This is a genomic window from Bradyrhizobium diazoefficiens, from assembly GCF_016612535.1.
GTDB classification, from domain to species: domain Bacteria; phylum Pseudomonadota; class Alphaproteobacteria; order Rhizobiales; family Xanthobacteraceae; genus Bradyrhizobium; species Bradyrhizobium diazoefficiens_C.
In genome coordinates this window covers 2,911,694-2,936,898 of sequence record NZ_JAENXS010000002.1, presented here as the reverse complement: position 1 = coordinate 2,936,898, position 25,205 = coordinate 2,911,694, and the positions used below count along the sequence as shown (strand labels likewise).

18 protein-coding genes and 2 pseudogenes are annotated in these 25,205 nt (G+C 57.1%); 11 read left to right on the top strand and 9 right to left on the bottom strand.

The window, feature by feature from the left end; genetic code table 11:
- Positions 1-29 precede the first annotated feature (29 nt).
- The 3 genes from JJE66_RS38265 to JJE66_RS30520 all read left to right on the top strand — a co-directional run bounded on the left by JJE66_RS38265 (position 30) and on the right by JJE66_RS30520 (position 6,187).
- Positions 30-1,151, top strand: a complete 1,122-nt coding sequence (locus JJE66_RS38265; protein ID WP_311977715.1) for a serine protease — start codon at positions 30-32, stop codon at positions 1,149-1,151.
- A 6-nt stretch (positions 1,152-1,157) separates the two neighbouring features.
- A complete protein-coding gene (locus JJE66_RS30525) occupies positions 1,158-2,495 on the top strand; it encodes an alpha/beta hydrolase (RefSeq protein ID WP_246756593.1) in 1,338 nt (445 codons plus the stop codon).
- Positions 2,496-2,644: 149 nt separating this feature from the next.
- Entirely contained in the window at positions 2,645-6,187 is a 3,543-nt protein-coding gene (locus JJE66_RS30520) for a metallophosphoesterase (RefSeq protein WP_200518262.1), read from the top strand.
- Positions 6,188-6,852: 665 nt separating this feature from the next.
- On the opposite strand, the gene JJE66_RS39015 is transcribed toward JJE66_RS30520, so the two are convergent.
- Both JJE66_RS39015 and JJE66_RS30510 read right to left on the bottom strand, forming a co-directional pair.
- Entirely contained in the window at positions 6,853-7,323 is a 471-nt protein-coding gene (locus tag JJE66_RS39015) for a Mov34/MPN/PAD-1 family protein (RefSeq protein ID WP_409362854.1), read from the bottom strand.
- Between the two features lie 23 nt (positions 7,324-7,346).
- On the bottom strand, positions 7,347-9,014 hold the full coding sequence (locus JJE66_RS30510; RefSeq protein ID WP_200518254.1) for a ThiF family adenylyltransferase: 1,668 nt from the start codon (positions 9,012-9,014) through the stop codon (positions 7,347-7,349).
- Positions 9,015-9,201: 187 nt separating this feature from the next.
- Between JJE66_RS30510 and JJE66_RS30505 the strand changes: the two genes are divergently transcribed.
- Positions 9,202-9,732 (top strand): ImmA/IrrE family metallo-endopeptidase, encoded by a 531-nt coding sequence (locus tag JJE66_RS30505; protein ID WP_200518252.1) that lies wholly within the window; start codon positions 9,202-9,204, stop codon positions 9,730-9,732.
- Between the two features lie 236 nt (positions 9,733-9,968).
- On the opposite strand, the gene JJE66_RS39010 is transcribed toward JJE66_RS30505, so the two are convergent.
- Positions 9,969-10,604, bottom strand: a complete 636-nt coding sequence (locus JJE66_RS39010; protein ID WP_246756714.1) for a hypothetical protein — start codon at positions 10,602-10,604, stop codon at positions 9,969-9,971.
- A gap of 64 nt (positions 10,605-10,668) precedes the next feature.
- A pseudogene (locus JJE66_RS39005) lies at positions 10,669-10,977 on the bottom strand (IS630 transposase-related protein); the annotation flags it as partial.
- A 644-nt stretch (positions 10,978-11,621) separates the two neighbouring features.
- On the opposite strand from JJE66_RS39005, the gene JJE66_RS30490 reads away from it, so the two are divergent.
- Positions 11,622-12,590, top strand: a complete 969-nt coding sequence (locus tag JJE66_RS30490) for a hypothetical protein (RefSeq protein WP_200518250.1) — start codon at positions 11,622-11,624, stop codon at positions 12,588-12,590.
- Positions 12,591-12,629: 39 nt separating this feature from the next.
- On the opposite strand, the gene JJE66_RS30485 is transcribed toward JJE66_RS30490, so the two are convergent.
- Positions 12,630-13,472 (bottom strand): hypothetical protein, encoded by an 843-nt coding sequence (locus JJE66_RS30485; RefSeq protein ID WP_200518249.1) that lies wholly within the window; start codon positions 13,470-13,472, stop codon positions 12,630-12,632.
- Positions 13,473-13,484: 12 nt separating this feature from the next.
- Positions 13,485-14,834 (bottom strand): hypothetical protein, encoded by a 1,350-nt coding sequence (locus JJE66_RS30480; protein ID WP_200518248.1) that lies wholly within the window; start codon positions 14,832-14,834, stop codon positions 13,485-13,487.
- A 779-nt stretch (positions 14,835-15,613) separates the two neighbouring features.
- Here JJE66_RS30480 and rpmD point away from each other — a divergent pair.
- Positions 15,614-15,790, top strand: a pseudogene (gene rpmD, locus JJE66_RS38250) (50S ribosomal protein L30); the annotation flags it as partial.
- A gap of 984 nt (positions 15,791-16,774) precedes the next feature.
- On the top strand, positions 16,775-17,107 hold the full coding sequence (locus tag JJE66_RS30470; RefSeq protein WP_200518246.1) for a hypothetical protein: 333 nt from the start codon (positions 16,775-16,777) through the stop codon (positions 17,105-17,107).
- Between the two features lie 90 nt (positions 17,108-17,197).
- Here the strand turns inward: JJE66_RS30470 and JJE66_RS30465 are convergent, their stop codons facing one another.
- The gene (locus JJE66_RS30465; RefSeq protein ID WP_200518245.1) at positions 17,198-17,971 is read right to left on the bottom strand and encodes a GIY-YIG nuclease family protein; all 774 of its coding nucleotides are present in this window, start codon (positions 17,969-17,971) and stop codon (positions 17,198-17,200) included.
- A gap of 551 nt (positions 17,972-18,522) precedes the next feature.
- On the opposite strand from JJE66_RS30465, the gene JJE66_RS30460 reads away from it, so the two are divergent.
- On the top strand, positions 18,523-18,762 hold the full coding sequence (locus JJE66_RS30460; protein WP_200518243.1) for a hypothetical protein: 240 nt from the start codon (positions 18,523-18,525) through the stop codon (positions 18,760-18,762).
- On the opposite strand, the gene JJE66_RS30455 is transcribed toward JJE66_RS30460, so the two are convergent.
- Both JJE66_RS30455 and JJE66_RS30450 read right to left on the bottom strand, forming a co-directional pair.
- Complete coding sequence (locus tag JJE66_RS30455; RefSeq protein ID WP_200518242.1) at positions 18,746-19,684, bottom strand: hypothetical protein; 939 nt, start codon at positions 19,682-19,684, stop codon at positions 18,746-18,748. The genes JJE66_RS30460 and JJE66_RS30455 overlap by 17 nt on opposite strands.
- A gap of 128 nt (positions 19,685-19,812) precedes the next feature.
- Positions 19,813-20,052, bottom strand: coding sequence for a hypothetical protein (locus tag JJE66_RS30450; protein WP_200518241.1), 240 nt, complete (start codon positions 20,050-20,052; stop codon positions 19,813-19,815).
- Between the two features lie 290 nt (positions 20,053-20,342).
- Between JJE66_RS30450 and JJE66_RS30445 the strand changes: the two genes are divergently transcribed.
- The 3 genes from JJE66_RS30445 to JJE66_RS30435 all read left to right on the top strand — a co-directional run bounded on the left by JJE66_RS30445 (position 20,343) and on the right by JJE66_RS30435 (position 25,136).
- Positions 20,343-21,245 (top strand): DUF4238 domain-containing protein, encoded by a 903-nt coding sequence (locus JJE66_RS30445; RefSeq protein ID WP_200518240.1) that lies wholly within the window; start codon positions 20,343-20,345, stop codon positions 21,243-21,245.
- A gap of 433 nt (positions 21,246-21,678) precedes the next feature.
- Positions 21,679-22,662, top strand: a complete 984-nt coding sequence (locus JJE66_RS30440) for an AAA family ATPase (protein ID WP_200518239.1) — start codon at positions 21,679-21,681, stop codon at positions 22,660-22,662.
- Positions 22,663-22,676: 14 nt separating this feature from the next.
- Positions 22,677-25,136, top strand: coding sequence for a S8 family peptidase (locus JJE66_RS30435; RefSeq protein WP_200518238.1), 2,460 nt, complete (start codon positions 22,677-22,679; stop codon positions 25,134-25,136).
- Positions 25,137-25,205 lie beyond the last annotated feature (69 nt).

Sequence of the window (25,205 nt, the reverse complement as noted above, 5' to 3'; positions counted from 1 at the left end):
GCGCGCCCGCGCGAGCAGACCGCGCGGCAGTGCAGATTGCCGCGCGGTATAACGTCAGGACGGTTCACGTCCAGTTTGTCGGCGTGATGTATAACGGCAAGCAGGAGGTCGGCGGCGGCTCAGGGCTATTGATCGGCGATAGCCTGGTGCTGACCAATAGCCATGTGATCGGACGTGAGGAGAACTACAAGAGCTTCGAGGTCGATGCCCGCCTCGGGTCGCGCAACGCAAACCCGATCAAGGTCACCGCGGTTCACCGCGATGATGCCAGGGACCTGGCACTCCTTGAATTGTCGCAGCCGGCCGGTAACAGTGGTGGCGCCTCACGTTGTCCGATGCCGGTGATCGACGATAACCAGCAAGCTCCAATGGGGACACAACTGTATCTGCTCGGTTATCCCCTCGATCTGGATCTGAGCATATCGAGCGGTCTGATAAGCAACCAGACTAGCCCGAACGGTCGCTGGCAGACCGACACGGTCATGAACGTCGGCAACAGCGGAGGGCCCGCATTCAACGAGTTCGGCGCACTCCTGGGGATCGCGGTCGGCGGCATCGTCAAGTGGAACGAGGCACAGGTTTCTGGCGTCAACTTCATCATTCCCGCCACCGTGATTACCGCAAGCCCTCTGTACAGCATGATTACGGCCATTCCCCAGCCGTCTGTTTGCTGGACGAAGTGGGTCGACACAACGATCTCGTTTGAGAATTGGAGCAAGCTGAATTCCACGCAGGTGCAGACGCAAGCCAATGCCGGCATGAAGATCCCCGAAATTCTCGCCGGAGCGATCCACACGATTCTGCCCGAAGACCGCCGCCTGATCGTGAACGTTCCGGTGTCCCAGCTCGTCGAACCGAAGCAGATCGAGCGCTCGTATACGGTGGACAAAACCAAGGACGATCATCCGGTCGTATTTGCCGAGCATTCGGCGGACTACGCCGAGACTTTCCCTGCTGAGCCCGGCTACCGCATCACAGGGTGCTCATGGCATGTCGAGACCGCCAATGGCGCCGGCAATATCGCTTGCGCGATCAACGATGGCGGAGCGCAGGCTCGCTTCACTTACAGCCTCACCAGCGGTCCTGCTGTCGACAGGTATCGCGGATGGCTGGGCGCTACGGTCAACGTTTCTCAGATCCTTGCGAAGTAGGTGCACATGCTTGCCTTGCCAATTCACGCTTCGAACCGGCTGCATCGGCTCGGCCACGCTTTCCAAAGGGTTCGGACAGTGCTCGTTGTCTTGTTCTGCGCGCTTGCGACCGGTTGTGCCCACCCGGGTCCGGCCCCACAGCCGGCCAAGCCGCCGCACGTACATAAAGCGCTCCAGAAACATGGGAGCGCGTTCAAGAAATACGGCTATCGCTATGGCCCAGGGTACTACCATCATGTCCGGCACTATCATGGCTATCGGCCATGGCGACCGACCACTGGCGAGGCGAGCCAGGAGGCGCCTCCCGACAAGAGCGCCACCGGAGCCGAGGTGGTGGTCAACAAGTCGGCCATAAAGGGTCTGGTGCCAGTCTACTTCGCAACGAATCGTGTGGTGATGGGCGGGCCTGGACTTGAATTAAGCCAAATCTCCTATGCTCGTTCTGCCACCAATACCTTTGGTTACGTGACGGTCAGTATTCCGATCGTTCACAAGATGGGCGAAGTGGAAACGCCCGAGAGTTGGTTCGGGATACCCCAGGCGGAGGACGACCGAAAGCACTTCCGAATTCAGAAGCTGAATCGGCTCTCACGCGAAGAGTTTGCCGCCGCTATAGCTAATCCGGCCGACAGCCTGATGCTTTTTGTGCATGGCTATAACGTTGCTTTTTCCGACGCAGCCTTCAAGGCGGCACAAATTGCCTTTGACGCCAACTATAAAGGCCGTGTCATGATGTACTCTTGGCCGTCCAAGGGCGGATGGAAGGACTACGACTACGACCGCGAAAGTGCTCTGTTCGCGCCGGATGGCCTGTTCGAGCTTCTCCAGCTGATGAAGAAGGAGGGAAAGGTCTCAAGGATCATCGTGGTTGCGCATAGCCTAGGCAGCCAAGTTGTCCTGGGCGCCTTGCAACAAGCCGCCCTGAGCCAGATGACGCTCGGAATTACCGAGTTGATTTTTGCTGCCCCGGACGTGGATCGCGATCTCTATCTGCAGCGGGCTAGCCAGATCAAGGCAGCCGCAGGGGCGGTGACTCTATATGCCTCCTCGACGGATCTGGCATTGCTAGCCTCCATGAAGAAAGCGCAGTCCAAGTCGCGAATGGGGTTCGTGACCAACAGCGGGCCAACCCTGGTCCCTGGTATTGAAACGATCGATGTATCTGCCGTGGGGAGCGAAATGTTTGCTCTAAATCACAGTACATACTCAACCAGCCGCGCGGTTCTCGATGACATAGGTCGGATCATCTCTTCCTCGACGCATATTAACCCCCCGCAGCGGACCCCGACCTTGCGATCGATGCCCGACGATTCCAACACAACTTATTGGATGTATCCATACTGAATGGCTCTCTGGCCGTTTGCGGACGTGTTTGTGGTGGCCAGTAAGAGTGCTAGCAGGTGCGGCCGCGTTCAGTGCGAACAAACGAGCGCGGCGAGCCCGAATATTTGGTTGCTGCGCACGCAGCAGATTTACAAGCGGAGAGCTGGACGATGTTCTCACCAATCAGGGTCTATCGGAGCATTTCGCTACGCCACACTGTCGTAAACTGCTGCGAGTGGTCTCGCTCTGGAGAACTTTTAGCCATCGGCACCCAAACCGGTTCGATTGAGATTTACGCCGCTTCGGGGAAACTTATCCGGAAGATCGAGGCGGGCGATTCGGTGCAGTCGCTCTCTTGGTCGAAAAATGACAGCCACATTGTCTACGCGGCAAGCCCCGAAGACATCGTCATTTCAGCAATAGATGATGAAAATGATGTTCGTCGATACTCGACCCACGCCGGCAGGTCTTGGAGCGTCGCCTATTCTGACAGTGGACGTCACATCGCATCGGCGGGAGAGGACGGCCGGCTCGTTGTCTGGCGTTCTGGGCTACCAGCGGAAGTGTTGGGAACGACAAAGTTCAGCGACCAAGTCAACGCGGTCGTGTGGCTCGACGAAGAGCTCTTGGGTGTGTGTTGTGCCGACGGAAATTTTAGTGTCGTCCCGGCTTTCCAGGAGACCTCAGTTGCCGGTGCGGGTGATGAGGGCAGAAATGCCCCATTGTGCGCAGCAGTCTCTTCCAGCGGGCGGCTGGCGACTGGTTGGAAGAATGGAAATGTGATCGTTGACCGGGGGCCCGAGCGCTTGGTCCTCGAGGGACATACCGGCTGGGTTTGGTCTGTACACTTTGCGGTGGGCGAGGAAGTCATCGTTTCAGACTCGCAGGACGGAACTATTCGATGGTGGTCGGTCCAAAGCGGGGCTTGTTTAGGTACAATTCCGAGCAGCAAGACCGTTTACGGCAATATCGCTGTTGATAGTGGGCGCAATCGCATTGCTATTCCCAATGACGAGCGGCGGTTGCTAGAGCTCGCTACAATCGACACGCAATCGCTGCTCGATCGCATCGCAAAGGAGCAGATCGTACAATATTGCAGTGCGAAGGTTGCGCTCGTCGGTGAGAGTAATGTGGGTAAATCCTGCTTGGCTTTCAGGCTCGCGGAAGGAAAATACGAAGAGACGGGTACGACCCACGGGATGAAATTCTGGCCAGTCGAACCGGCGCGACTCGATCCTACGGCTTCCGTGCCAGTTGACCAGAAGCGTGAGGTGGTCCTGTGGGATATGGGTGGGCAGGACGAGTACCGCCTCATTCATCAATTATTCCTGCACGATACAACACTGGCGCTTGTCTTGCTCGACCCCACGCGCGGACGCACTGCGCTCGAAGAGGCCGAAGGGTGGGCGAAACGACTTGACAAGCAACTTGTCGGCAAGAGCTCAGCGAAATTTCTAGTCGGCACGAAACTGGATGCGGACAATGACCTGGTGGACGTGCGGGGGATAGACAAGCTCGTCAACGAGCATGAGTTCACCGGATACTATCCGACCAGCTCAAAGACCGGTAGGGGAATCGCAGAACTGGCCAAAGCAGTCGCGGCTGAACTTGATTGGGGCAAGCTCGGTAGAACGACGCGACCGCGCCTGTTCCAAACTGTTCGAGACGAGATCGAGGCTGCACGTTCTCGGGGCGAAATAGTCCTTCTCCGAAAAGATCTGGAGCGAAGAGTAAGCAAGCTTGAAGGCGCTTCTTTTGAGTCTTCTGCTGTAGGGACGGTCGTCGCTCAACTCGCTCTTCAAGGGACCATCGCCGTGACCCGCCTGTCGTCCGACGAACAGGCTCTAGTCCTCAATGTGGCTCATATCGAAATCTACGCAGGTTCGATTGTCGTCGCAGCGAAGAACAATCTCCGCGGAGTGCCCGCCATACAAGAAAAAACTCTGATGTCAGATGAAATGAAATTTCCTGGCATCGCAACCGAAGACCGTGTCTCGAGACTTCAGGAGCGCGTCGTTCTCGAGTGCGTCGTGCAGCTCTTGATCGAGCACGGCATCTGTTTCGAACATGAGGGGCTCCTGGTATTTCCGTCTCTCTTCGTGTCTGGCCAGGGCGATGAAAGGGGAGAGCTATCTCACGCAGTTTCGCTCTACTACGACTTCTCTGGAGCCATTGACAACATCTACTCGTCTTTGGTCTCCGCGATCACGATCAGCGAGCAATTTGGTGCGGTGCGGCTATGGGATAATCGGGCCGAGTTTACAAAGTCTGGACAGGGCACGGTTGGTCTGAAGAAAGTGTCCAGGCAACGTGGCTTCGCCCACCTCGACGTTTACGCAAGTGAGGATGCGTCGGACGCTGCGCGCGATCTATTCATAAGTGTCGTCGAGTCGCATCTAGCCCGCCATGGCGTCGACATTTACGAGCACGTAGAGGTGACTTGCACATGTAATCACCAGTTTTCTGAAGAAACGATCCGGCAGCGTATTGCGGAAGGTCATGGAGACATCGGATGTCCGGTCTGCGATCGCCGCGTGAGGATTAGCGAAGGTGCGAAGCAGGCACGCCTTCGCGATCCGGCGATTGAAAAGAGCACATGGGCACTGCGGTCCGAGATCAGAAGGAAGAAGGACGATGCTGTAGCGCGTGCCAAGCGCAATATTTCAAAGAACGTAAAGGTCGATTCGGCTGCGCCACTTCGAATATTGCACCTGAGCGATTTGCATATCTCGGCCCATTCCAAGGTGGACGAACTGCTGGGGCCGCTTTGCGCAGATTTGCGGGACAAACGCGGTGGACTTGCAGTTGAGAAGCTCGATTACCTTGTCCTCTCCGGGGATATTTCAGACCGAGCCCATCAGAGCGAATATGAGACGGCTCGCAAGCTCGTTTCGGGCATCATTTCGGAATTCGGGCTGAATGCGGAGCGATGTATCGTTGTCCCCGGAAATCATGACATCAACTGGGACGTCGACGTCTATGAGTGGACGCCGAAGAGGAAGATGAGCGCCGAAGCGATGAAATCGGACAATTGTATCCAGCAAGGCAATGGTTACCTCATCAGAAACGACCGCTATCCCGACCGACTTCGTGCATTTTCCGAGGATTTTTATCACACGCTGCTACAGGTGCCGTATCCCCTACAGCCAGAACGTCAAGCGCTGAACTTTTACTTCCCCGAAGATCGTCTGCAGTTTATCACGTTGAATTCGAATTGGGAGCTCGACGAGCACTTCCCGGCGCGCTCCAGTATAAACGCCGGCGCCCTGGCGAACGGAATTTGGGAAGCTGATGCGCTGCTTCGAAAGGACCAATTTTCGGCAGCTGACGTATTGCGCATCGGCGTGTGGCACCATCCGGCGACCGGCTCAGAGAAGATCGAGCGAGATGCGTTCCTTGGGCAATTGCAACAAGCCGGCGTTCGACTTGGCTTGCACGGGCACGTTCACGAGGACAGAGCAGATCTAGTCGGATATCTCCATCCCGCCACCAGCATTCATATGGTCGGGGCGGGCTCGTTTGGGGCGGTTAGCCGGGGTCGACCGGAGTCAACGCCCCGCTTGTATAATGTTCTCGAAATCTCGCGCGATCTATCGAGCGTTCGAGTCAAGACGCGATGTCTGAGAAAAGACGGGGGCGCGTGGGAGCCTTGGCCGTTCTGGCCGAGTCAAGATCCCATGGAGAAGCGCGCCTACTATGATATCGCGTTTTAACCTCGATGGTCGGGCCGCACGGCCGCGCTCATGAAGATCACGCCAGCGGATCTTTTGGGATAGTGGCCGCTTGTGGAAATCCGATATAACTTCTCGGTCTGATATGGGAGAGGGATGAATGGCAGACCCTGCAGGGTGGCCCGCCATCATCGGCATGGTGGGCGGCGTCGTCGGGTTGCTGGGCGGCTTAGCGTCGTTCGGGGACCGCTTCTATAAGGGGGGACCGGTAGGCTCCCTAACGACTCAAAACTCGTTCGGGAACAACGTGGTTCTAGTACGCATCAAGAACACGACTAACTATGACGTGGTGATCACTTTCGCAACGGAACGCAAGGGCGTGTACTTCCTGGCGGACCGGAGATCGAGAGCATTGCGCGGGGCCAGCTCGGGAAGGCCGCATTCAGGGCGTTCATGCTCAAGCCCAACGATGAGAAAGAACTGCGGGTCCAAGCGCTTTACAAGGATGGGATAGCTCTCGAGGGTTTGGGCAAGAAGTACGTCGAATTCTGGATACATTGGCGGCGAGGAAACGCGCTCTCGCTGCCCCAGGTACCGTTACTGGTATGCGGAGACACACAGATGATACGCCGGATCGCCGGGGTCGAATGATGTACGAACCCTTCGAGATGTGTCCGGAGTTGAAGGCCAAAGAAATCTGCCTCGGTTCAGGTTATTATCGGGCCGGGCCATCGCGCAGGTGGATCGAAAACGGTAAGCTTCTGCGGTGTTGCGACCAGGCGTCGCCGAAGAAAAGAACGGGCAGTGTGCCCCTTCCAACATCGCGCTGACCAGTCCGTTCCGCTGCCTGCGACGATTAGCATGAGAGGTGCGCTCACTTTCCGAGCTATTCGGAGGAGCGTGGCCGAATCCAGCTTGCTCATTTCGGCTACGCTGTCTGGATGCGAATGCCAATCGCCGAGATAATCAAGATCGCCGCCGCTTGCCTCAAAGGCACGATTGATTTCTGCGTCCTGCCACGAGTGGTCTGGAATGAAACAATGCCGGGCATGGAGCGCTTGAGGTCCAGGGCCGCGTAAGTCCACGATGGTGACGTCCTCGCCTGAGCGCCAGCCGAGGAGGATTCCGCCGTTCTCGAGCGGCGACAAATCTAGGGCGTAACTGCTCATACACTGCATCACCCGCGAGGACAGCCAGACGCTCACCGAAACGCCTCGCCGCATCGTGGGCATTTGGGATGTGGTGGGCACTGGTATTCATCCCAGCGGGGCAGTATGCGCGCTCCTGCCTCGTCCTTGAGTGTTAGTATGGCGATCTCCCATTTCCCAGGATGGCAATCTCCCCCCGAAAGCAGCTCGACGGCGGCGCGCACGATTTCCAGTGAAATCTCCTGCAGATCGAAACCGCCGCCGGTAAACGTTGAGGCGTTGCAGCCGACCGGGATCACGACGCCTGCACTGTCTTCGCGAGGTTCAGGAATTGTGAGCTTATCCTTCCAGTGCTCCTGGAGGCACACATAGCAGCCGTCCGAATCTGGAAGGAAGCGCGCGACTACGCCGCCGGCTACCCCTAGAGTCGCGTAGCCCATAAGATATGGTACGCGAAACTGCCGGCAATAGTGAGATAATGCTAGCTGCACTTCGGTCGACGCCGAAGCGTCGACAACCACATCGGCTGCGCGCATGGCGTCGAATATCGGCGCGAGCACATTACCTTTCAGGTCGTGCGGGACGCGCTCCGGATTGGTTTCTGCCGAGCCCAGTCTGCCGCTGATGGCACTTGCCTTCGTCCATGGGTAGTTTGCGACGACGAAGTTTGCGAGAGCGATCGCCTTCGAGGTTCCCCAAACGGGTCGGCCCAAGGGCCAACGCAGGCTATTGCCAGGTTGAACAATGTCGAAGTCAAAAAAATCTATTTCGCCAACGCACGCGCGAGCAAGTTCGAGACCAGCGAAACTACCGATTGCGCCGCAGCCGACGACAAGAGCTTTCTTTCCGAGCAGAGACCTTGCCACGGGAAGCCTTGAGAAGAGGTCATCTTTGCCCGCGCGTTCTCCAAGGACCAGTTTTGTTTCCTGTTCGCCAGTTGGCCTTTGCCTGGTTGCGAGAAATAACCATCCAGCCCCATCTTTCTGCGAACTGTACTCGGCTTGGTCCGCGAACGCGATCCCAGTGATCGAAAAAGGCCCTTGCGCCGCCTCATTTAGCTTCTGGACACTGCGTGGTTGCAGCACCGCATGCCGCGCAAGTTCTTCCTCAGCTAAGCGCAGTAATTCTGACGGATCCGTGATAGGAGGCGGCGTCAATTTCACCCACCGAGCGGTAACAACCTGAGCGTCTTCCGGCTCATTTGGCAATCCGAACCGTTTACCCAGCGCGGCGCCCTGGAAGTCCTTCAGCTGTCGCAGGACGCCTTCGAAGGCACTGGGATTTCGCCAACTTCCACGAACGACATAGACGATCTCCATCAGACCATGCCGTGCGGAGGGTAGCGGGGCTTGTCCATCAATAAGAATAATCGAGTCATCTTCGGCCAAGCCTGCGAAGTATGGCATCAAAGGGTCGGCAAATTGCTCCTCGAGCTTAGCTGCATCTTCCCAACGACCTTCGTTTCTTGCGGCGAGAGTACGTAGAAGTTGGTCCAGGCGTTCCTGTATGAAGTCCGCCACAAGCTGGTTCGAATCCCATTGCCCGGCTTCTTGGGTGAGCAGGCACAACTCGCGGGTAAGGGGATTTTGGTGCCGCTCGAACTTTTCGCCCGGCGCAGCAACGGCAGGCCGGAAGAAGGGGTGAAGCGGGGAATAGCCGATCCTCAGCTGCATCGTTTCGGACTGGCCTTGGATCGGCCAGTCCGCTTCCAAGATCAGCACCCCATTCCGCTTGAGAATGGTGCGCGGAGCGACCCCGCGACGGGCCAAGAGTGCTCAGAGTTAGTCCAGGCTCCTTGCTACCGAGTACAACTCTGGCGGCAATAGCGCAGGAAGGCGAGCCCGTGCCGGATACAATAAAAGCCCTTCTGGATCGTTTGGAGGAGCCGTCCGCTCAGAGGCGACGACGATGACAGTTCAGCGCGCGCGCTACGCGAAGATTGAGAGGCTCGTCTCTGCGCTCTTGCTGGAGCACCACATCTCGAAACCCGCCGTCGCGATTCAAAAGCTGGTTAGAAAAACGGGGATAGAAATAAAGTATGGAGATCTAGGCGATGTTTCCGGATTGCTGGTGCGTTCGGGAGCTACTGCAACAATAGGCGTGAACATAAACCATCCTCTCGTGCGTCAAAGGTTCACGATAGCCCACGAGTTCGGGCACTATCTGCTGCATCTTGGCATTTCATCTCACTATGATCGCGACTACCGAGTCAATTACCGCTCTCATGAATCTTCGCAGGCGACTGATGTTGAGGAAATCGAAGCGAATTTTTTCGCAGCATCAATTCTGATGCCGAATGAATTCCTGGACGCGGATGACGCAATACAGGCCCTGGACAATGACGCAGCTGTAGAGCGCTTAGCGGCTAGATACAATGTTAGCAGGCATGCGATGAGCCTGCGCCTTGGTAACGTATACGGTCGATACCGACCTTTTTGATTAGTTCGCTCCCAAACCTCCCCAGTTCTCATGAAGTCAACCCGTATGCGATGACTCCGACGTGAGGGCTACCTGCGGTCCTCGCCATCCTTAAGAGCTTCCATGCGGGCAGGATGTTCGCAATTCTGTCTCCGAAGGGATATACATTTTGCCGCTCCGCCGTCGAAATTCTCTGGTGCACGTTGAGGAGGCTCCAACCTTTGAACTCGAGCTTACAGGCGGTTGCGGCCACCGCTTCAAAAAAATGATGCCTCTGAGGCGATGGCAAGCGTGCTTTCGAGGTCCTGGATTGAGCAGAACAGAATGGGCTTGCGATCCTCATCGATAATGTCCGGGTCAATCCGTCCGGCGAGCGCGTGCGCTTCTTGCATCAGTCGATCCAGGTGGTTGGATATCCGGAGCCAAGGATCGAGAGTCAAGACAATGCCCGCGGCGTCGTGCGCGATCACCTTGATCTCGCTTGATCGGCGACAATGCGAATGGAAGCGCCAGATTTGCACCACGCCTTTAATTATTTCGGAAAACGCCTCTCTTGCATCGTCGAGCGGTTTCTCGGAAAATTTCGCAATGATCGACCTCTTTTTGGCTTTGCACTCGATAGCGAGCTTCGCAGCGCCGCTCTCATCGCGAAGAAAGATATCGGGCGAATCGATTGCTCTTCGAAATTTGTACTTGAAGGAGCCGCTGGGCTGCGTTCCTGGTAGTGCTTTGCTTATTAGCTCGATACAGTAGCTTTCGAAACGCGAGCCTATTTCTCGCCAGATCTTTGAGTCGCCGCCGACATGATCGTAATAAAGCCCGGCTGTGACGCGCTGAATGATCAGTGCGGGTAGACGTATCTTCGGCTTCTCGCGATCGACGATGTCGACCACGAGCTTGAAACGGCTGGCGACGCCATGCGCGCCATTGGTATCGATCAGGTGACGCGGGAAGGGGCCATCGAGATCGAAGCCGGTGACATGTCACGCCGCGTCCGGCAAGCTCGGCAACGAGCCCCCGTATGGTGAAATCGCTGTCCTTGATCCGGTGCGACAGCCAGACCGCGTGGTCTCCCGAAACCGCCTTGGCTTGTGACCGCCCATCTGGCCCGGCAGCAACGCTGCCGGTCTCCTCGACCCGCTGCATCCAACCGATTGCCGTGCTGATCTCGACCCCAAACTGCTTGGCTGCCTGATTGCGGGACACGCCGCCCTCAATCGCCGCCACCACGCGCTTGCGAAGATCCAGAGAATAAGGCTTGCCCATCCATGCTGGCCTCCGTCCGGCCGGCATGGTGAATCAGAAACGGACTGATTTGGGAATCCCAAATCGATTCAACCCCAACCCCATCCCGTTGGCGCCAGGGCTTGGTGGGCACGTCATCGCCTTCGATAGCTTCGAAAGGACCAGCTGCTGGGCGCTCGATCCGCCGGTGCGGTGCAAATCCGCCAAGCATGGTCTACTGACTTAGCTGGGACGACGACGCATTGTCCATGGGAAGGAGAGAGGGTGCATGCGGCTGGTTAGGAGTGGGAAGAGTGTGACATTGACGAGCTGCACCGCGACCAGATGATGGAAAGTTTATCGCTCGAATATCAAGATTCCCGAGCTTTAGGAAACATCGACCACCAAGAGCGAGCGATTCAAGGATGTCTCTCCTTCTCTCGGTTATGCTCCGGCGGGTAACGAAATCAAGATGACCGCGCATTCTTATTGTCGGGCTTAGAATTGCGATCCAGAGAGCTGGGCCCGATTGTCTGAACAGAGTCTCTGCGTCGATAAGCGGAGCCTCTGCCGGGGTTCGCCGCGCACAAGAAACTCGTTAATGAGATCGTCGGCAAGATGCCTGAAGCTCACCGAAAACTCCTCGTGTCCTTCGAACGCGGCAACCGGATTGGGATCTCCTAGGAGTGCCTGGCGCCATCCAATCTGCCGGCCGTCAAATGGCGTCAGCAGAACTTGGACAAGCTTTAAGGAAAAAAGGGATCGGCCTGTCGCCGACCTCGAGAAGGCCTCAAATAGCGCGGCAGCGCGGGCCTTCTACCGCCGAAAGGGGACTACAACTGTTGCGGGAGCATGCTAAGCTGGCGCGTTTTTTGGTCTCTTCCTTTCCAGCTATCCAATTATGGACGATGATAACCAAAGTGACGCGCAAGCATCCGGTTTCCAGAAAGATCTACGACAAGCACATTCAACTCTTTCGCTATCTCAATGATGCTTGGATATTTACGCATCTCCTTCGGCCTGAATTAGACAAAAAGGCAGAGGAGCTGCGCGGCAGCAAGTCGAGTGTCAAGAAGGAATACTTGGTACCCAAACGAAACCAAGAGGTCGTGAGCAGACGGCGCGATAGGGATATCGGTGACGTTTTTAAAGCGCAATGCGACCGGGGGATATTCGAAACAAATATCGTCGCGATAGTCTCTCGCGTTGAGGCATTCATTCAAGATTGCCTTAGGATTGCGATCCTCGATAAACCCGAGAAGCTTGTGCTGATCGGCGACAAAAACATTCCTCTCAATCTCTTTCTCGAATTGGAGGACCGCGATGTCCTTCTCGAAGCTGTGATCGAGTCGCGCTGCCAGGAATTGCTATTCGCGAAACCAAAGGACTACTTGGAGAAATTCGCGAAGCTTCTGTCGATCGACATCAAGAGCGAGATCTTTGAAAGCTTCATCGAAATGAAGGCGTCCCGGGATGTGATTGTTCACAACCGGGGTGCGATCAACAAGATCTACGTCGAAAAAGCCGGAAGGAAAGGACGAGGGGCGGCCGGAGAGGAATTGGTCGTGGACGAGCCATATTTCACGGACGTCATTGAAAACGCTAAATTGCTCTCAGGTGCAATTCAGCGCGAAACGGAAAAGAAATACAAGTGAATCCATTTAGATGTGGTCGCGCGGCTGAGGGTGTTGCATTCAATCAGATTGCGGTTGCCGGATATACCAATAGAAGCTTGCCCCGTCGAAGGTGGCATGCCGTGAGCGGCATACGATTAGAAATATCGCGCATTCGACGCTGCCGGCATCCGGCATGAGATCGGCGGCCACATTGCGTCCCATCTCGTGCCACTCTTGCCGGTCGGGCAGTTTTTTTAGCAGATGGATTGCCAAGCCGAATACTTTGCTGCCAATCCGGAACGTGACGTAGGAGATGTCGTCCTCGGGCGAAGGAACTCCGCGCCTGAACCGTCGTATTCTGCGTTCGAGCTCCGCGAGCTGTGGCGGCATTTGATTGAGGATGACGTTGATGATGTCGAACCGGTGACGCTGCCCATCATCGCGATAGAGTTCGCGGACGATCGACTCCCACAACGGCGGCAATAAGATGCCATGAAGTTCGACCACAGTCCTGTCCGCCCGCGACTTTTTCGATCTACGCACCAGCGAGTCAGACGCGAAAAAGACGATGCGCTTACCATCCAGGGCGTCGTGGTTCACCCAAAGTCCGTTTGTTAGGTAGGCCGAGAGTATGTCCTGTTCATCGCCCTCGAAATCGAGAACCTGCTCGAGCGTAGCTCGACGCGTAAGGTAATGGATGAGCGACACCTCACTGTCCAGAAACCGAACGATCATCTGCAGGTCGCCAAGCGACAGTACGGGAGCCCAGGGCGTCTGCTCGGTGACCAAGCCAAGCTCTTTCAAATAGTGACGAGCGCTGGTAAGCGAGGCGAAGTGCTCAATGCAGATACTGAAGGTGAACACCACCTTAGGCTTGTCTAAATTGAGGTTGATCGGCTGTCCCGTAGTCTTGAGCCGCAAACGCGCCCTCTTCTAGCGGGTATCAAGGTAATTCTGCAGGCGGCCCGATTGCACGCCGGGCTGCACGAAGAGTTCACTGAAATTCTTTCGTAGGCTCAGCGAGCCGCCGCGCCGGGCGGCGTCCTTGATTCGGCCTGATTTCGCTTCAAAGACAAAGATGAAATTGCCGACCACCGCGACAACATCGTTCTCCCAAACCTGGCCGGTGTCCGGATCATCCCAGGCAACGCCGCGATAAACGGATGCGCTTGGCATGGCGGTCGTGACAAGATCTGTGATCGCCTCTTCAAGATAGTTTGCGCGCGCGCCTTCATAAGCAACTTCGAGCGTGCGGTGACCCTCCATTAGCGATTCAAGGATTACGAATGGGAAGGAGACTATGAGGTGAGGAAGCGGCGCAAAGAGGCTGCCGTCATTAACCAAAACGTAGGGACGCCGCCAGATAGGATTGTTCAGGTATATGTGCTCGGGATTGATCTCCGAAAGGCTGTTCGGTCTGATTGCTAGGCTGTAAAGCGCGTCGACGATTGGTGCGGGAAAGGCGGCGTCGAGATCTGCTCGAGAAAGTGTGTAGATCCAGGGGTGCGCGAACTCCGACATCTGAAATGCAGCCATCCGGAGATCCTCCAGATCGACCCACCGGTTTGTGCAATTTCCCCATACGCGGCTTGCGAGCGGATACGAGGAACAGAAGAAATCGATACATTCGACAAGCTCGGAGCGTCGCTTTGTATCGAGAAGGTTGTGCAAACGCTCCGTGAAGATCTTAAACCGTTCCTGGACTAAGTCTATGATGCGAATGGCGGCCCGAAACAAATCGGAGAGCCTGTAGCCGAGGGCCGCCTCAGAGGGGCTATCTACTTGCCTCAATATTCCGTTCAGCGCGCGCTCACAGTCTTCCCGTGAAAATATGTTTCGATAGTACCGAGTGAAAAGACGAGCACGGCGGCTCACGAACCTTTCAATGTCAGTCTCATTGCCTGTATTGGGCTGCTTGTTCATAAATCCGCGCAGATGCCGCCGAACAAGGCGCCAGTATCTTCCCAGATTGTTGGGCGAGACCGGATTAGTCGATGGTCGGTGGCGGTTGAGCAGCATCAATATCTGCGTGAGCTCAACTTCGACCTGCTTCGGCATTTCTGGACGCTCGACGCGTGGGTTGATGAGTATAAAGCGCGATGCGGTACGGGCGAGAATCGCAAGGGGATCGCGGATCCTTAAAAACAAGGTCAGTGCTTCGAGGCTGGCTTCAAAATCGGATTGCCACTGGCCAGCGTCCCAATCCTGCGTATCAGCGAGTTCGGGATCGGGCAGCAATTCTAGTCGCTCATAGCCCGGCAAGCCTTGTTCTAAGTCCGTCATTGTACCTCCCGAAACAAGGGAAGGCCAAGTGACGGCAGCGGTCAAGTGCAGCGGCCGCAACGCTTCAGGGCTGGTCCGGCTCTGGAAGGAGATCGGTTGCTCGGACGAAGCGCTGCCGGCGCGACATGCCTTTCAGCTCCGTCCGGCGCCCGCTACGAGGTGACGCGTTTCGGAGGTGTCGAACCCGGCCCGTTCAAGCTGGCGTATGGTCCCAGTCAGAGCGACGATCTGAGCCCGAAGGTGAAGCAGTCTGATCGGCTGCTTTTCTTGACCCTTGATAAACCCGGCCAGCACGGACTTGCGCGCGCAGAGAACGGACCCCAACCGAAAGACCGGAAGTTGCGACGTCTCAGCCAGAGAATACACTTTGCGCCGAAGCTCCCGTGATCCAAACAGGTATTCTGCGATCGCAACAGCGCCCTCAAGGATGTCGTCAGCGTGTAAGTTCAAGCTGGCCGTCTTCGGCTCCATGTGTCCTCCCAGTGTCTGTTGGTTGGTCCTCCGCGGCTACAAGGGACATTCCCGGCGCGACGGTGGGAGTGTTCGCGTGAACCTCGCTGTTTTGGCCTTTGTTCGGCCTGCCAAAATCAGGTAACCCCACTATCCTGGCACGCTCTGAGCTTCGACAAACGGGTCGAGGGAATAGTCTCATTGTCTTTTTATGGTAGGCCTGAAATGCTGCATCGAAAAAGGTTTACAACCATTACGATACTCACATACGCGTGTGTGAACGCGCTTCGCTTAAGCGAGAAATCACTTGGCGCGACCAGGAGCCAGTTATGCCGCCCGCTACAATTACTATAGAACAGACCGGTAGCCCCATTCGCCGACCGGCCTATCAGCACCAAATTCTTAAGGGCCTGCACCTCAATAGAATCGGCCGCATCGTCGAACTTCCTGACACGCCTGCAACGCGCGGACAGCTCACAAGGGTCAAGCACCTCATCCGTGTGCTCTACGCGACATGTGATCTCGACGCCTTCGTCGAAGAGGCTACCGCAGAATACAAGGCTATACTGGTTGGGGCCGGGAGCAGGATTATGCGCGGCACCGTTCTCTGGAGCCAATTCGAGAGCGCCGTTGAAATCTATCATACGAGCCATGGCAAGGACGACAGCCGGCTGATCGAGGTCGTGAACGAAATGGCGGTGGCCAAGGTCCTCGCCAATGATCCGGCGCTTCTCAACGCGCACATTAATTATGAACCCGATATGCTGCCCGACGGCCGCCGGATAGATTTTGTGGTCGATCGCGGAAAGGACAATCTTTATGTCGAGGTGAAGACCGTGCGGCCCCAGACGAAGGCGACCCGCGAGGCGTATCAAAAGTTCGAGCACCGTAAAAGGCATCACCCCAGTAACGTTGAATTCGTCGTCAACCCGCAGAAGCAGGGTGGAGCGATTTACGGCGACGCCTTCGCCTCGCGTTCTCACTTTCTGGAATATACGATGGCTTTCGAAGAGCGGCTTGCAGCGGCTAAGGAGATCCGGCCGGGTCCCGGTATTCTCGTCTTTTGCGGAAGCGGATATGCCTGGAGGAAATCAAGCCTCGAGAACTGGGCCGACTTCTATCATCTCGGCCGCCATCGTGCCGATGATCCGTTTGGACCCATGGAAAAGCACGCGGTCGAAAAAGAGGGCATTCAGCTCAAACGCAATGTCGATCATTTCGCGTGGCTTCAGCGACCCTTCGAACAGGCGCGGATGACCGGGCTCACCTTTCCCATTCGTGGCCCGGAGTTTGGTCGATAGGCTGCCACCTGCCATTGATCACCAAGGATTCCAACTCCTTCCAGTTCAATCCCCAACCCATTCTATCGAGGGAACGCGGCGAGCTCGCCAAACCGGAATCTCCTCAAGCAGGTCGCGTTCGTCGAGCCGTTTGATGCCACCGCCAATCCCGATTTCAAGCCCGAGAAGGACTACAAGGGCCGGATCGTCATGCTCAATCGGGATATCGTGCTCACCGAGCAGACGCCGCAGGAGTTTGCGGCCGACCATGAGCTTCATTTGTTCATCGAGGACAGTGTTGCCGGGCGATGGTGTTCAGGATCGAAAACCTTCGAGCCGACCGAGAGCTTCGAGCCAGCGAAGCCCTACAAGACACGGCTCAAATGGCGGGATCTCACTGGGGGAGAACAGAGCAAGCTTCTCTTGACCGAGGCCGTCATTGCCGAAATCCTCGCCGCCAAGACCGAGATGATCAAGACGGCCAAACGCCCGGGGAAGCGACCTTGTCGAGGATCGCGCCGCATGGAGGCCGCGCAGAGCTAGCTTTGCCTGGCCGCGATCAGCAAACTTTGGCCCCTGTCGGGACAAGCCCGGCAGGGGCTTTCTATTGAGATCAGGATGCCGACAGAATCGTCAGCCGGCTTTCTCCGTGGCGATGAATGCCTTGATCTCGTCCGTCAGCCGAAACCATTCGCGATTGGCTCGTGCTTTCTCGAACCGCGCGTGAAGTTCGCGTTCCAGTGATGGTGTGCCCGGAATCGTCAGGTGAATTGTGGGCTCCACATGCGAGGCCGTGCGCAACGACCTTAGTCTGCCGTCTAGGGAGGTCGTAAATCCAATCTTCACGAATTCCGAATTCTCCGTGCTGATCAGATAGACCACCGGCCCAAAGGCCTTCTCCGTGGCGCTGTAAATCTCATTGATAATGCGCCGGCATTGGCGACGCACATCTTCATCGAAGCAATCGGTGTGGTCCGGCCGTTCCCTTGGGTAACCGAACGCCACGCGAGCGGCTACCGTTTTCTCATGAGCCGCCGGTTGTCCAAAGTCGCTCGGAATATTTGCGTGCGCCTCGCGTGTCGATCTGACCGAGGACACGACATCATCAATCGAATTGACCGCGCGCTGCTTTAGCCGCCTATCGTCAAACTCATCCGTGCCGTCGCAGTTTTCGCAGTCTTCCCAGAGCTCGAGGTCCATTTCTCCAGGGGCAAAACGATTCCATAGCCAGCGACGCGCCGCTTCCTTTTTTGCTTTCGCGAGCAACCGCTTCGCCGTTGTCCGCGGCATGTGCCGTAGGTCGTCATTGTCACAGAGGATGATCCAATCCTCCGGCAATGAAAAAGGGGCGCCGAGGTGTTCCAGCGTGTTGGCCAGTGCCTGAACCGCTTCCTCTTCGTCGATCATTCCCAAGTCCATGTCTGCGAGGCTCGAAAGTGACAGCGAACATGTACAAATAGCCCAATTCGTGCCGCTCGACGACCGGCAATCCCCTGTTTGCTGGGGACAATATCAAGGCGCGTGTGGTGCATCTAGAAATGCAGGTCCCACCAAACCATAACGCGTCGGATATTCTCGAGGCTGGTCAGTGCGTTCAACCGGATGACCGTCCCGGGTTCATAGCCGGAGCGGGTGCCTTCGATGCCGCCCGCGAGATCGCACAGTTCATTCCGCGTCAGGTGGATCAGTTCAGAGATTGAGCTGCATCTTGTCCTCCATCGTTTTCGCCGCGCCAATTGCGGCGTTCGAGGGAGGCCGTTTCGCGCCGGAGGAGGCGGATGCATCGCGCAGCGACCGCAACGCAGTGGAGGAGCACGATCCGTGCTACACTCAGCCGACGAAGGTGCTAAATGGCCGGATGGAGACGCGGTTGGCGCTGCGATGACGATGTTGGACCGGCGGCTTTGAGCAATCGGCTCTGACGTGTTCGTGGGATCGGTGCTCAAATTGGGCTTGAGATGAAAGCCTGGGTGAAGCTAGTCTCGTGTCAGAACGCCGTCGCCAAAGCGATCATTTCACCCGGCAACGAAGGGATGCGCGAAGCGATCCTGTCGGCAGCCAAGAATCTGAAATTCTTCCGCAAGCCCGAAGGAAAGAAATGGTCGTCCTTCTATCCGAAGAAGACGAAGTTCGTCGCATCCGAGGTTTACAACGAGGATGAGGGAGAAATTAGACCCAAGGTCAAAAAGGGTGGTTGACGGCATAGAAGCCGATGCGAGCGAGATATTCGCGACGATCGCCAGGGCGTTTCCAGCGACCGCCTAGCGCGCTGTGAGACGCGTTCGGTCGATGGCGATTGTGGCTAGCCAGCACCCGGATCATCGAGCCCGAAGCGCAGTGGTCCGCCGTCAACACGATCGCGGGGCATCCGGCCACCGCATTCGGCATCCAGCCATGCGCTGACGGCTCTTCGACGAACTCGCGGGCCTCGAGCAGATTCATCAGTTCGTCCTGAGAGAGGTGGGCATTGCGTTTGGACATGCCGTGGCGACCAAATGCACGGTTGTTGGCCCCCATTGTGAGAGCCTTGAGCGCCTGCCGCTGCGCCAAACCAGTCTCCGGCAGCTTGTCGGGCGACGTTCCGTGATGTCCTGCAATGTCTTCGAGCAGTCGATAGTATTCGGACCAGGATGGCTGGCCCGCCAGCACCGAGGCCGCGTAAGCGGCCATCGGGTTTTCACTCATGAACGTGAAGAGCAGCTCTCTGAGAGAGACATGCCGGTTCGCGGTGATCGCGCGAGTGGGGCGATTTGGAATGGATGAGCCAAACACCGCTTCCCCGCCACCACCCTTTACCTGCCATGACGCAGAGACCGGCACGACGGGTTTGAAGTTGCTGTCCGCGAGCGTGGCGTAACCATTGAGAGGCGCGATGATCTCCCGCGCGATCCAGCCCCTTTCCAGAAATCCCGCTCCGATGATCGGCAAACATCCATGTCCGGTGACATATGTCTCCAGATGATCGGTGTTCTTGACGCGGTCAAGCACTCCGTCCTTGGTCCCATGGATCGCCGTGACGACGTGCAGATCGGGATATGCGCCTTCCGGGAAAAGCAGGCTGAGCGCATAGAGATCGTCGACGTGGCCATCGACGCGAATTTTGACGACCATATCCCTCATGCGTTTGTCCTTTTCGAAGTTGCTTGAGCGATCCAGCTTACTGAAATCTGCAAGTTGATGGCTTCTAATTTCTGATGCGTGAACACTTGCTCTGAAAGGAGAGAAGTCCGACTTTCGCCGGACTTCAGTCATTTCGAATTATGATCGGCGTAGACGATAAGGCGCCAGCGGATCGAGCCCTGCGCCGTCGTGTGCGTGTGGTGAGATTGCGGCGGCAGGATGTGACTCGCTGCGATCCCGATTTCGCGGTGACATCCCATGCACCGGTAGATGCCGGCATAGGGAGCTGCCGAGCCCGGTCCGTGGTCCTGATCAAACGCTTCGTGCGTGGATTGTGCGAGATAGGTTCCGTACTTGTAGCTAGCCAATCGACTTTCTTCCAACTGAAGAAAGCCGGACTTGACCTGTCGGGTGTGACCGAATGTAATGCGGATGCTGTCAACATCAGCAATTGGCCCGCAGTCCGGCTGGATTGCGCGGGCAATTCGGGGCCGCCAGTCGCAAGCTGGCGGTCCTCCCCGAATCGTCAATGGTAAGTTGACCATGCCTTGCCGCGGGCAAGGGTTAATGGACCCGTTTATCCCGGCTATTCACAGGCACAACCTGTGGAGAATTAAAGAATTCGGTTCTCCCTGGCGGACCCTCGACATGTGCGGTCATGAAGAAGCGGCGACAGCACCACGTCTGGCAGCGTTATCTGAAGCCGTGGACGGTTGACGACCAACTCTATTGCTTGAGGGACGGCGCGATATTTGTCACTGGCACGAACAGCGTCGGTGTCGATCGCGATTTTTACAAGTTGCATAAGCTGACCGACGACGACCTCGCCTTGATCAAGATGCTGGTGATTGATGCGGGGCATCCTCTCGCGAAGCGCCATCACGAGGATCTGCTGGTGCACCTTGTAGGGCCTGCTCGCTTTGTTGAGCAGAACCGGCATCAGTTGGGCAACCTCGAGAAGATCGAGGAATTGCTTGATATTCACCAGACGAATGCCTTGGAGGACTATCACGCAATGACCGAAAATCGGTTCTTGCCGATCCTCGACATGATACTCGCGGGCGACCTCTCGTTCTACGAACACGCTGAGCAATGCATCACGTTTCTTCATTTCGTCTGCATGCAGACCATGCGGACAAAAGGCGTGAAGGAAAGGACCATCGACCGAGTTAAATTTCACGATCAGAAGGATCTCACGCGGATATGGGGCATCATGAGCCTCATGTTTGCGTTCAATATCGCGATGAGCCTCTTTCGCGAGCGCAAGCAGCGAAAGTTGGTCCTGCTCGATAATAGTACGGACACGCAGTTTATCACGGGGGATCAGCCAATCATGAACTTGCGCGGCGATGGTCTGCGGCCTCCAACCGAACTCTGTTTCTACTACCCGGTTTCTCCTCGCTCAGCCCTTCTGTTAGCGGAAGCCAATAAGCAGCCCGCCTTCTCGTCCGCCAGCCTGACTGCGGCGCAGGTCGGAGAATTGAATCAGGAGATGCGTCGAGCCTGTCACAGTCAACTCTTTGGACAGACCAGGGACTCGTTGCTTCTTGTGACGGGCTGACGCGGTTATCGCGAACTGATCTGGTCTCGAATTGGATTCAAGACTGGGGTGCGTCTGCAAGCGCGGACCCGACTCTACCCATGGTTGTTTGCGTCGATCTTCCAAGAATCATTTAAGCCGCACCCGCGGTGGCATTTGGCCAGCCCAATCGCGGCTGGTGTTCTTGACCAAAGACGACCAATGAGTATATTGTTCCCGTTATGTTCTGTTATCATCGAAGGTGCGCAGGGATGGAACCGGAAACACTTTAACCACTCATCGGTAGATTGGTGACTAGGCTCAGAGCCTGCCGGGTCGACGAATTCTGTGAAATATCCTGTGAAATCAGGGCCGGGTCGAATAGATGTAAGCCCTTTTGTCCGATACAGCCCCACGCTTGATCGTTAGTGTCGGTCTTGGAGGAACTCCGGGCCGGAACCAGAAGTAGGGAAGAATGTCGACCGCTCGCCACATCGTCGCGTTGCTGCGGAGCCATATCGACGGAGATGACAACCGCTTCCTCTCCGTGGCGACGCAGCTTGCTGCGCACGAGGGGAGGCAAGGACACGGCAAACTCGCCCAGGAACTGCGCGAGCTGATCGACGCGGCAAAGGGCAAGACCGCGCATGTCGGCCGGCGCGGCGCCGGTCCCGTTCCTCTGGCGCAGCCAAAAGGCGAACTGAGCAGCCTGCTTTCAGCGCGATATTCAGATATTCGCCTCAACAGCATGGTGTTGGGGCCGGAACTGAAAGAGCGCTTGACGCGCGTTTTGACCGAACAGCGCCAACAGCAGCGCCTGCGCGCCCGCGGCCTGACGCCTCGACGGAAGTTGCTGTTAATTGGACCTCCGGGTTCAGGCAAGACTATGACGGCGTCCGCTCTTGCCGGCGAGTTGAAGCTACCGCTATTCACAGTTCTCTATGACGGCTTGATCGGCAAGCTCATGGGCGAAACGGCGACGCGCCTTCGCTTGGTGTTTGATGCTGTCGCGGTTCAGCGCGGCGTATACTTTTTTGACGAGTTCGATGCGATAGGCTCCCAACGATCGCACACGAACGATGTCGGCGAGATCCGGCGCGTGCTCAATTCATTTCTCCAGTTTTTGGAAAACGATGACGGCCCGAGCCTGGTCGTTGCTGGGACCAACCACCCGGAGCTGCTGGACAAAGCTGTTTTCCGGCGTTTCGATGACGTCATTGTTTATGGATTGCCGGACCGGGAGATCGCTCGCGGCATATTAGAATCGCATCTGACGGGATTTGACCTCTCGGACATCGATTGGTCATCGCTTTTAGAAGCCACTGTGGGTTTGAGCCAGGCGGAAGTATCACGGGCTGCCGACGAGGCGGCGAAGATCGCAGTACTCGAGGACAGAAGCGAGATCAGGACGCCAACGCTGCTCTCGACATTGGCGGAACGCAGAGCCGCCACGAGTTGAGGCGCAGACGATAGATGGCACGACCGCCGCGCAATCGGCCGCATCTTCACCTTGAGGGTGGCGGTGAAGCAGAGCCGTACACGTCGCCTCGCATCGTCATCGCGGGGCTGCCGCCTGCCAGGGTAAGAGCGCGGCACGCACGGAAACTCGGCCACGCGATCGGCGCCGCCGTGGAGCAGGCTCGGCTGAAGCTTGGAGCCCGCGACCAGACGGTCGCTGAAGGCGAGAAGGGGTTCTATCTCGAATTCGAAATCCCGGCGGCGGAGCGGGACGCTGTGGAAGGTCTTGAGAATAAGCCCGCCAAAATTGAGCTCGTTGCCGTTAAGCCTGCCGCCGACAATCAGGAAATGGTTTCGGCCACTGTGTTCGTACCTGAGCGCTCAGCCGATTTCTTTGCCAAAAAGGTTGAGGCCTATCGCGACGAGAACACGAAGTCGGGAAAGCCCAGGAACGAGCGCTTGGTCGCTCGAATCGAGGATGTTCGCCTTGGAGCTGTTCGTTCGCTCTTCACGGACGACAGGGCGCTTTTTCCGACGGCAGGTCGTCAGGCATGGTGGGAGGTATGGGTTCGCGACGGCCGCCTGGAGACCCTTCGGCATGTCGCACAACGCCTCAATGTAACCCTGAAGGAACATGCCATCAGCTTCCCCGAGCGCGACGTGGTCCTGGCGCTCGCCAACGAGGAAGCGATGGCAAGGCTCGTCGACAATAGCGACGCCGTAGCCGAACTGCGCATCGCCAAGGACACGCCGACGCTTTTTCTTGAAATGCGGCCGGTCGAACAAGCAGACTGGGCGGGCAATCTCGTCGATCGTGTTAACGCACCTGATGCGCTGGCGCCAGCCATCTGTCTTCTCGACAGCGGGGCGACCCGGATGCATCCGTTGATCGAGCCGGGCTTGGATGCCGTCGACCAGCACAGCTATGACAATGGCTGGGGCGTAGGCGATAGCTCTTACTGGAATGGTCATGGCACGTCGATGTCAGGCGTCGCGCTCTATGGCGATCTTGAAGCGGCGCTTAGCCATGGCGGTCAAGTTGACGTGCGCCATCGATTGGAGACGGTAAAAATCCTGCCACCAACTGGCCAGAACGATCCCGAACTTTATGGAGCAATCACAGAAGTCGGTATCAACAAGGTTGAGGCACAGGCTCCGCGTCGTCGGCGGGTCTTCTGCATGGCGGTGACGAGCGAAGTCGGTCTTGGTCGAGGTCGCCCTTCTTCGTGGTCGGCGGCCATCGACCAGCTTTGCTATGGCGGTGGCGACCGTCGACGCCTCATGGTGCTCGCTGCCGGGAATCTGCGAGGTGAGATTGCGGCTCCGGACTACCCGGACCGTAACGACCTTGAAGAGGTCGAGAGCCCCGCTCAGGCGTGGAATCCGCTAGTTGTCGGAGCATTCACCGACAAGATCGGCATCTTTCATCCCGACTTCAATGGCTGGCAGCCCGTGGCGCCCGCCGGTGAATTGTCTCCGGCGAGCCGAACGTCGGGCATTTGGGATCGTCAGTGGCCGATCCGACCGGACGTCGTGTTCGAAGGTGGCAACTTTGCCCATGACGGTGTCAATCCGGCGTCCGCAATCGATGATCTTCAGCTCATAACAACGCACTATCGTCCGCAAATGCGTCTCTTCGAGACGTTTGGCGATACCAGCGCGGCCGCAGCATTAGGCTCGCATCTTTGCGCCGGCGTTTTGGTTGCCCGGCCCCAGCTTTGGTCAGAAACCGTGCGAGCTCTCGCGGTGCATTCGGCCGAATGGACGCCGGCGATGCGTGCACGGATCGAGGGGGCTGCGCAGGCACAGAAAGCAGCCATGCTTCGCCGATACGGATGGGGCGTACCTGATATCGGTCGTGCAGTGATGAGCGCAACCGACGATGCCACCCTGATGGTCGAAGATGCGCTTCTTCCGTTCCGGAAGGATGGCTCGGCGATTAAGACCCGCAGCATGAACCTGCACCGCTTGCCATGGCCCCGAGACGAACTGCTCGCGTTGGGTGAGCAGGATGTGGAGTTGCGGGTAACCTTATCCTATTTCGTCGAGCCTAACCCCGGTGAGCGGGGGTGGACGAGACGGCACCGCTATTCGTCACATTCGCTCCGGTTTGCGGTAAAGCGGTCATTGGAGAGCCTCCGGCAATTTCGCCAACGTATCAACAAGGCTGCGGAGGCGGAAGAGGAAGGGCAGGCTGGAGCCGCGGCAGGTGGCGACAATTGGGTGCTCGGTACGACTCGCGATAAGGGGTCGATCCACTCGGATATTTGGCGCGGAAGTGCGGCAGAACTAGCTGAGCGTGATGCGATCGGGGTGTTTCCCGTCAGTGGCTGGTGGAAGGAAAAGCCTGCGCTTCAGCGTTGGGATCGCTCGGCGCGTTATGCGCTGGTCGTCTCCGTGAGAGCTCCGGGAGCAAACATCGACATCTACACGCCGATCGCCAACATGCTGGAGATTCCAATACCTGCTTCATAACAGTGGCGGCGCGGGATTGGCTGCCTAACGGTCGCGGGGCAGGACGTCGACTTTGGCCTTCGCGAAGCC

Excerpts from the sequence above, each read along its gene's own strand:
- JJE66_RS30525 (WP_246756593.1), top strand. The coding sequence starts at position 1,158 with ATGCTTGCCTTGCCAATTCACGCTTCGAACCGGCTGCATCGGCTCGGC.
- JJE66_RS30440 (WP_200518239.1), top strand. The coding sequence starts at position 21,679 with ATGTCGACCGCTCGCCACATCGTCGCGTTGCTGCGGAGCCATATCGAC.
- JJE66_RS30470 (WP_200518246.1), top strand. The coding sequence starts at position 16,775 with ATGCTCAATCGGGATATCGTGCTCACCGAGCAGACGCCGCAGGAGTTT.
- JJE66_RS30460 (WP_200518243.1), top strand. The coding sequence starts at position 18,523 with ATGAAAGCCTGGGTGAAGCTAGTCTCGTGTCAGAACGCCGTCGCCAAA.
- JJE66_RS30435 (WP_200518238.1), top strand. The coding sequence starts at position 22,677 with ATGGCACGACCGCCGCGCAATCGGCCGCATCTTCACCTTGAGGGTGGC.
- JJE66_RS30465 (WP_200518245.1), bottom strand. The coding sequence starts at position 17,971 with ATGATCGACGAAGAGGAAGCGGTTCAGGCACTGGCCAACACGCTGGAA.
- JJE66_RS30445 (WP_200518240.1), top strand. The coding sequence starts at position 20,343 with ATGAAGAAGCGGCGACAGCACCACGTCTGGCAGCGTTATCTGAAGCCG.
- JJE66_RS30455 (WP_200518242.1), bottom strand. The coding sequence starts at position 19,684 with ATGAGGGATATGGTCGTCAAAATTCGCGTCGATGGCCACGTCGACGAT.
- JJE66_RS30520 (WP_200518262.1), top strand. The coding sequence starts at position 2,645 with ATGTTCTCACCAATCAGGGTCTATCGGAGCATTTCGCTACGCCACACT.
- JJE66_RS39015 (WP_409362854.1), bottom strand. The coding sequence starts at position 7,323 with ATGCAGTGTATGAGCAGTTACGCCCTAGATTTGTCGCCGCTCGAGAAC.
- JJE66_RS30480 (WP_200518248.1), bottom strand. The coding sequence starts at position 14,834 with ATGACGGACTTAGAACAAGGCTTGCCGGGCTATGAGCGACTAGAATTG.
- JJE66_RS30505 (WP_200518252.1), top strand. The coding sequence starts at position 9,202 with ATGACAGTTCAGCGCGCGCGCTACGCGAAGATTGAGAGGCTCGTCTCT.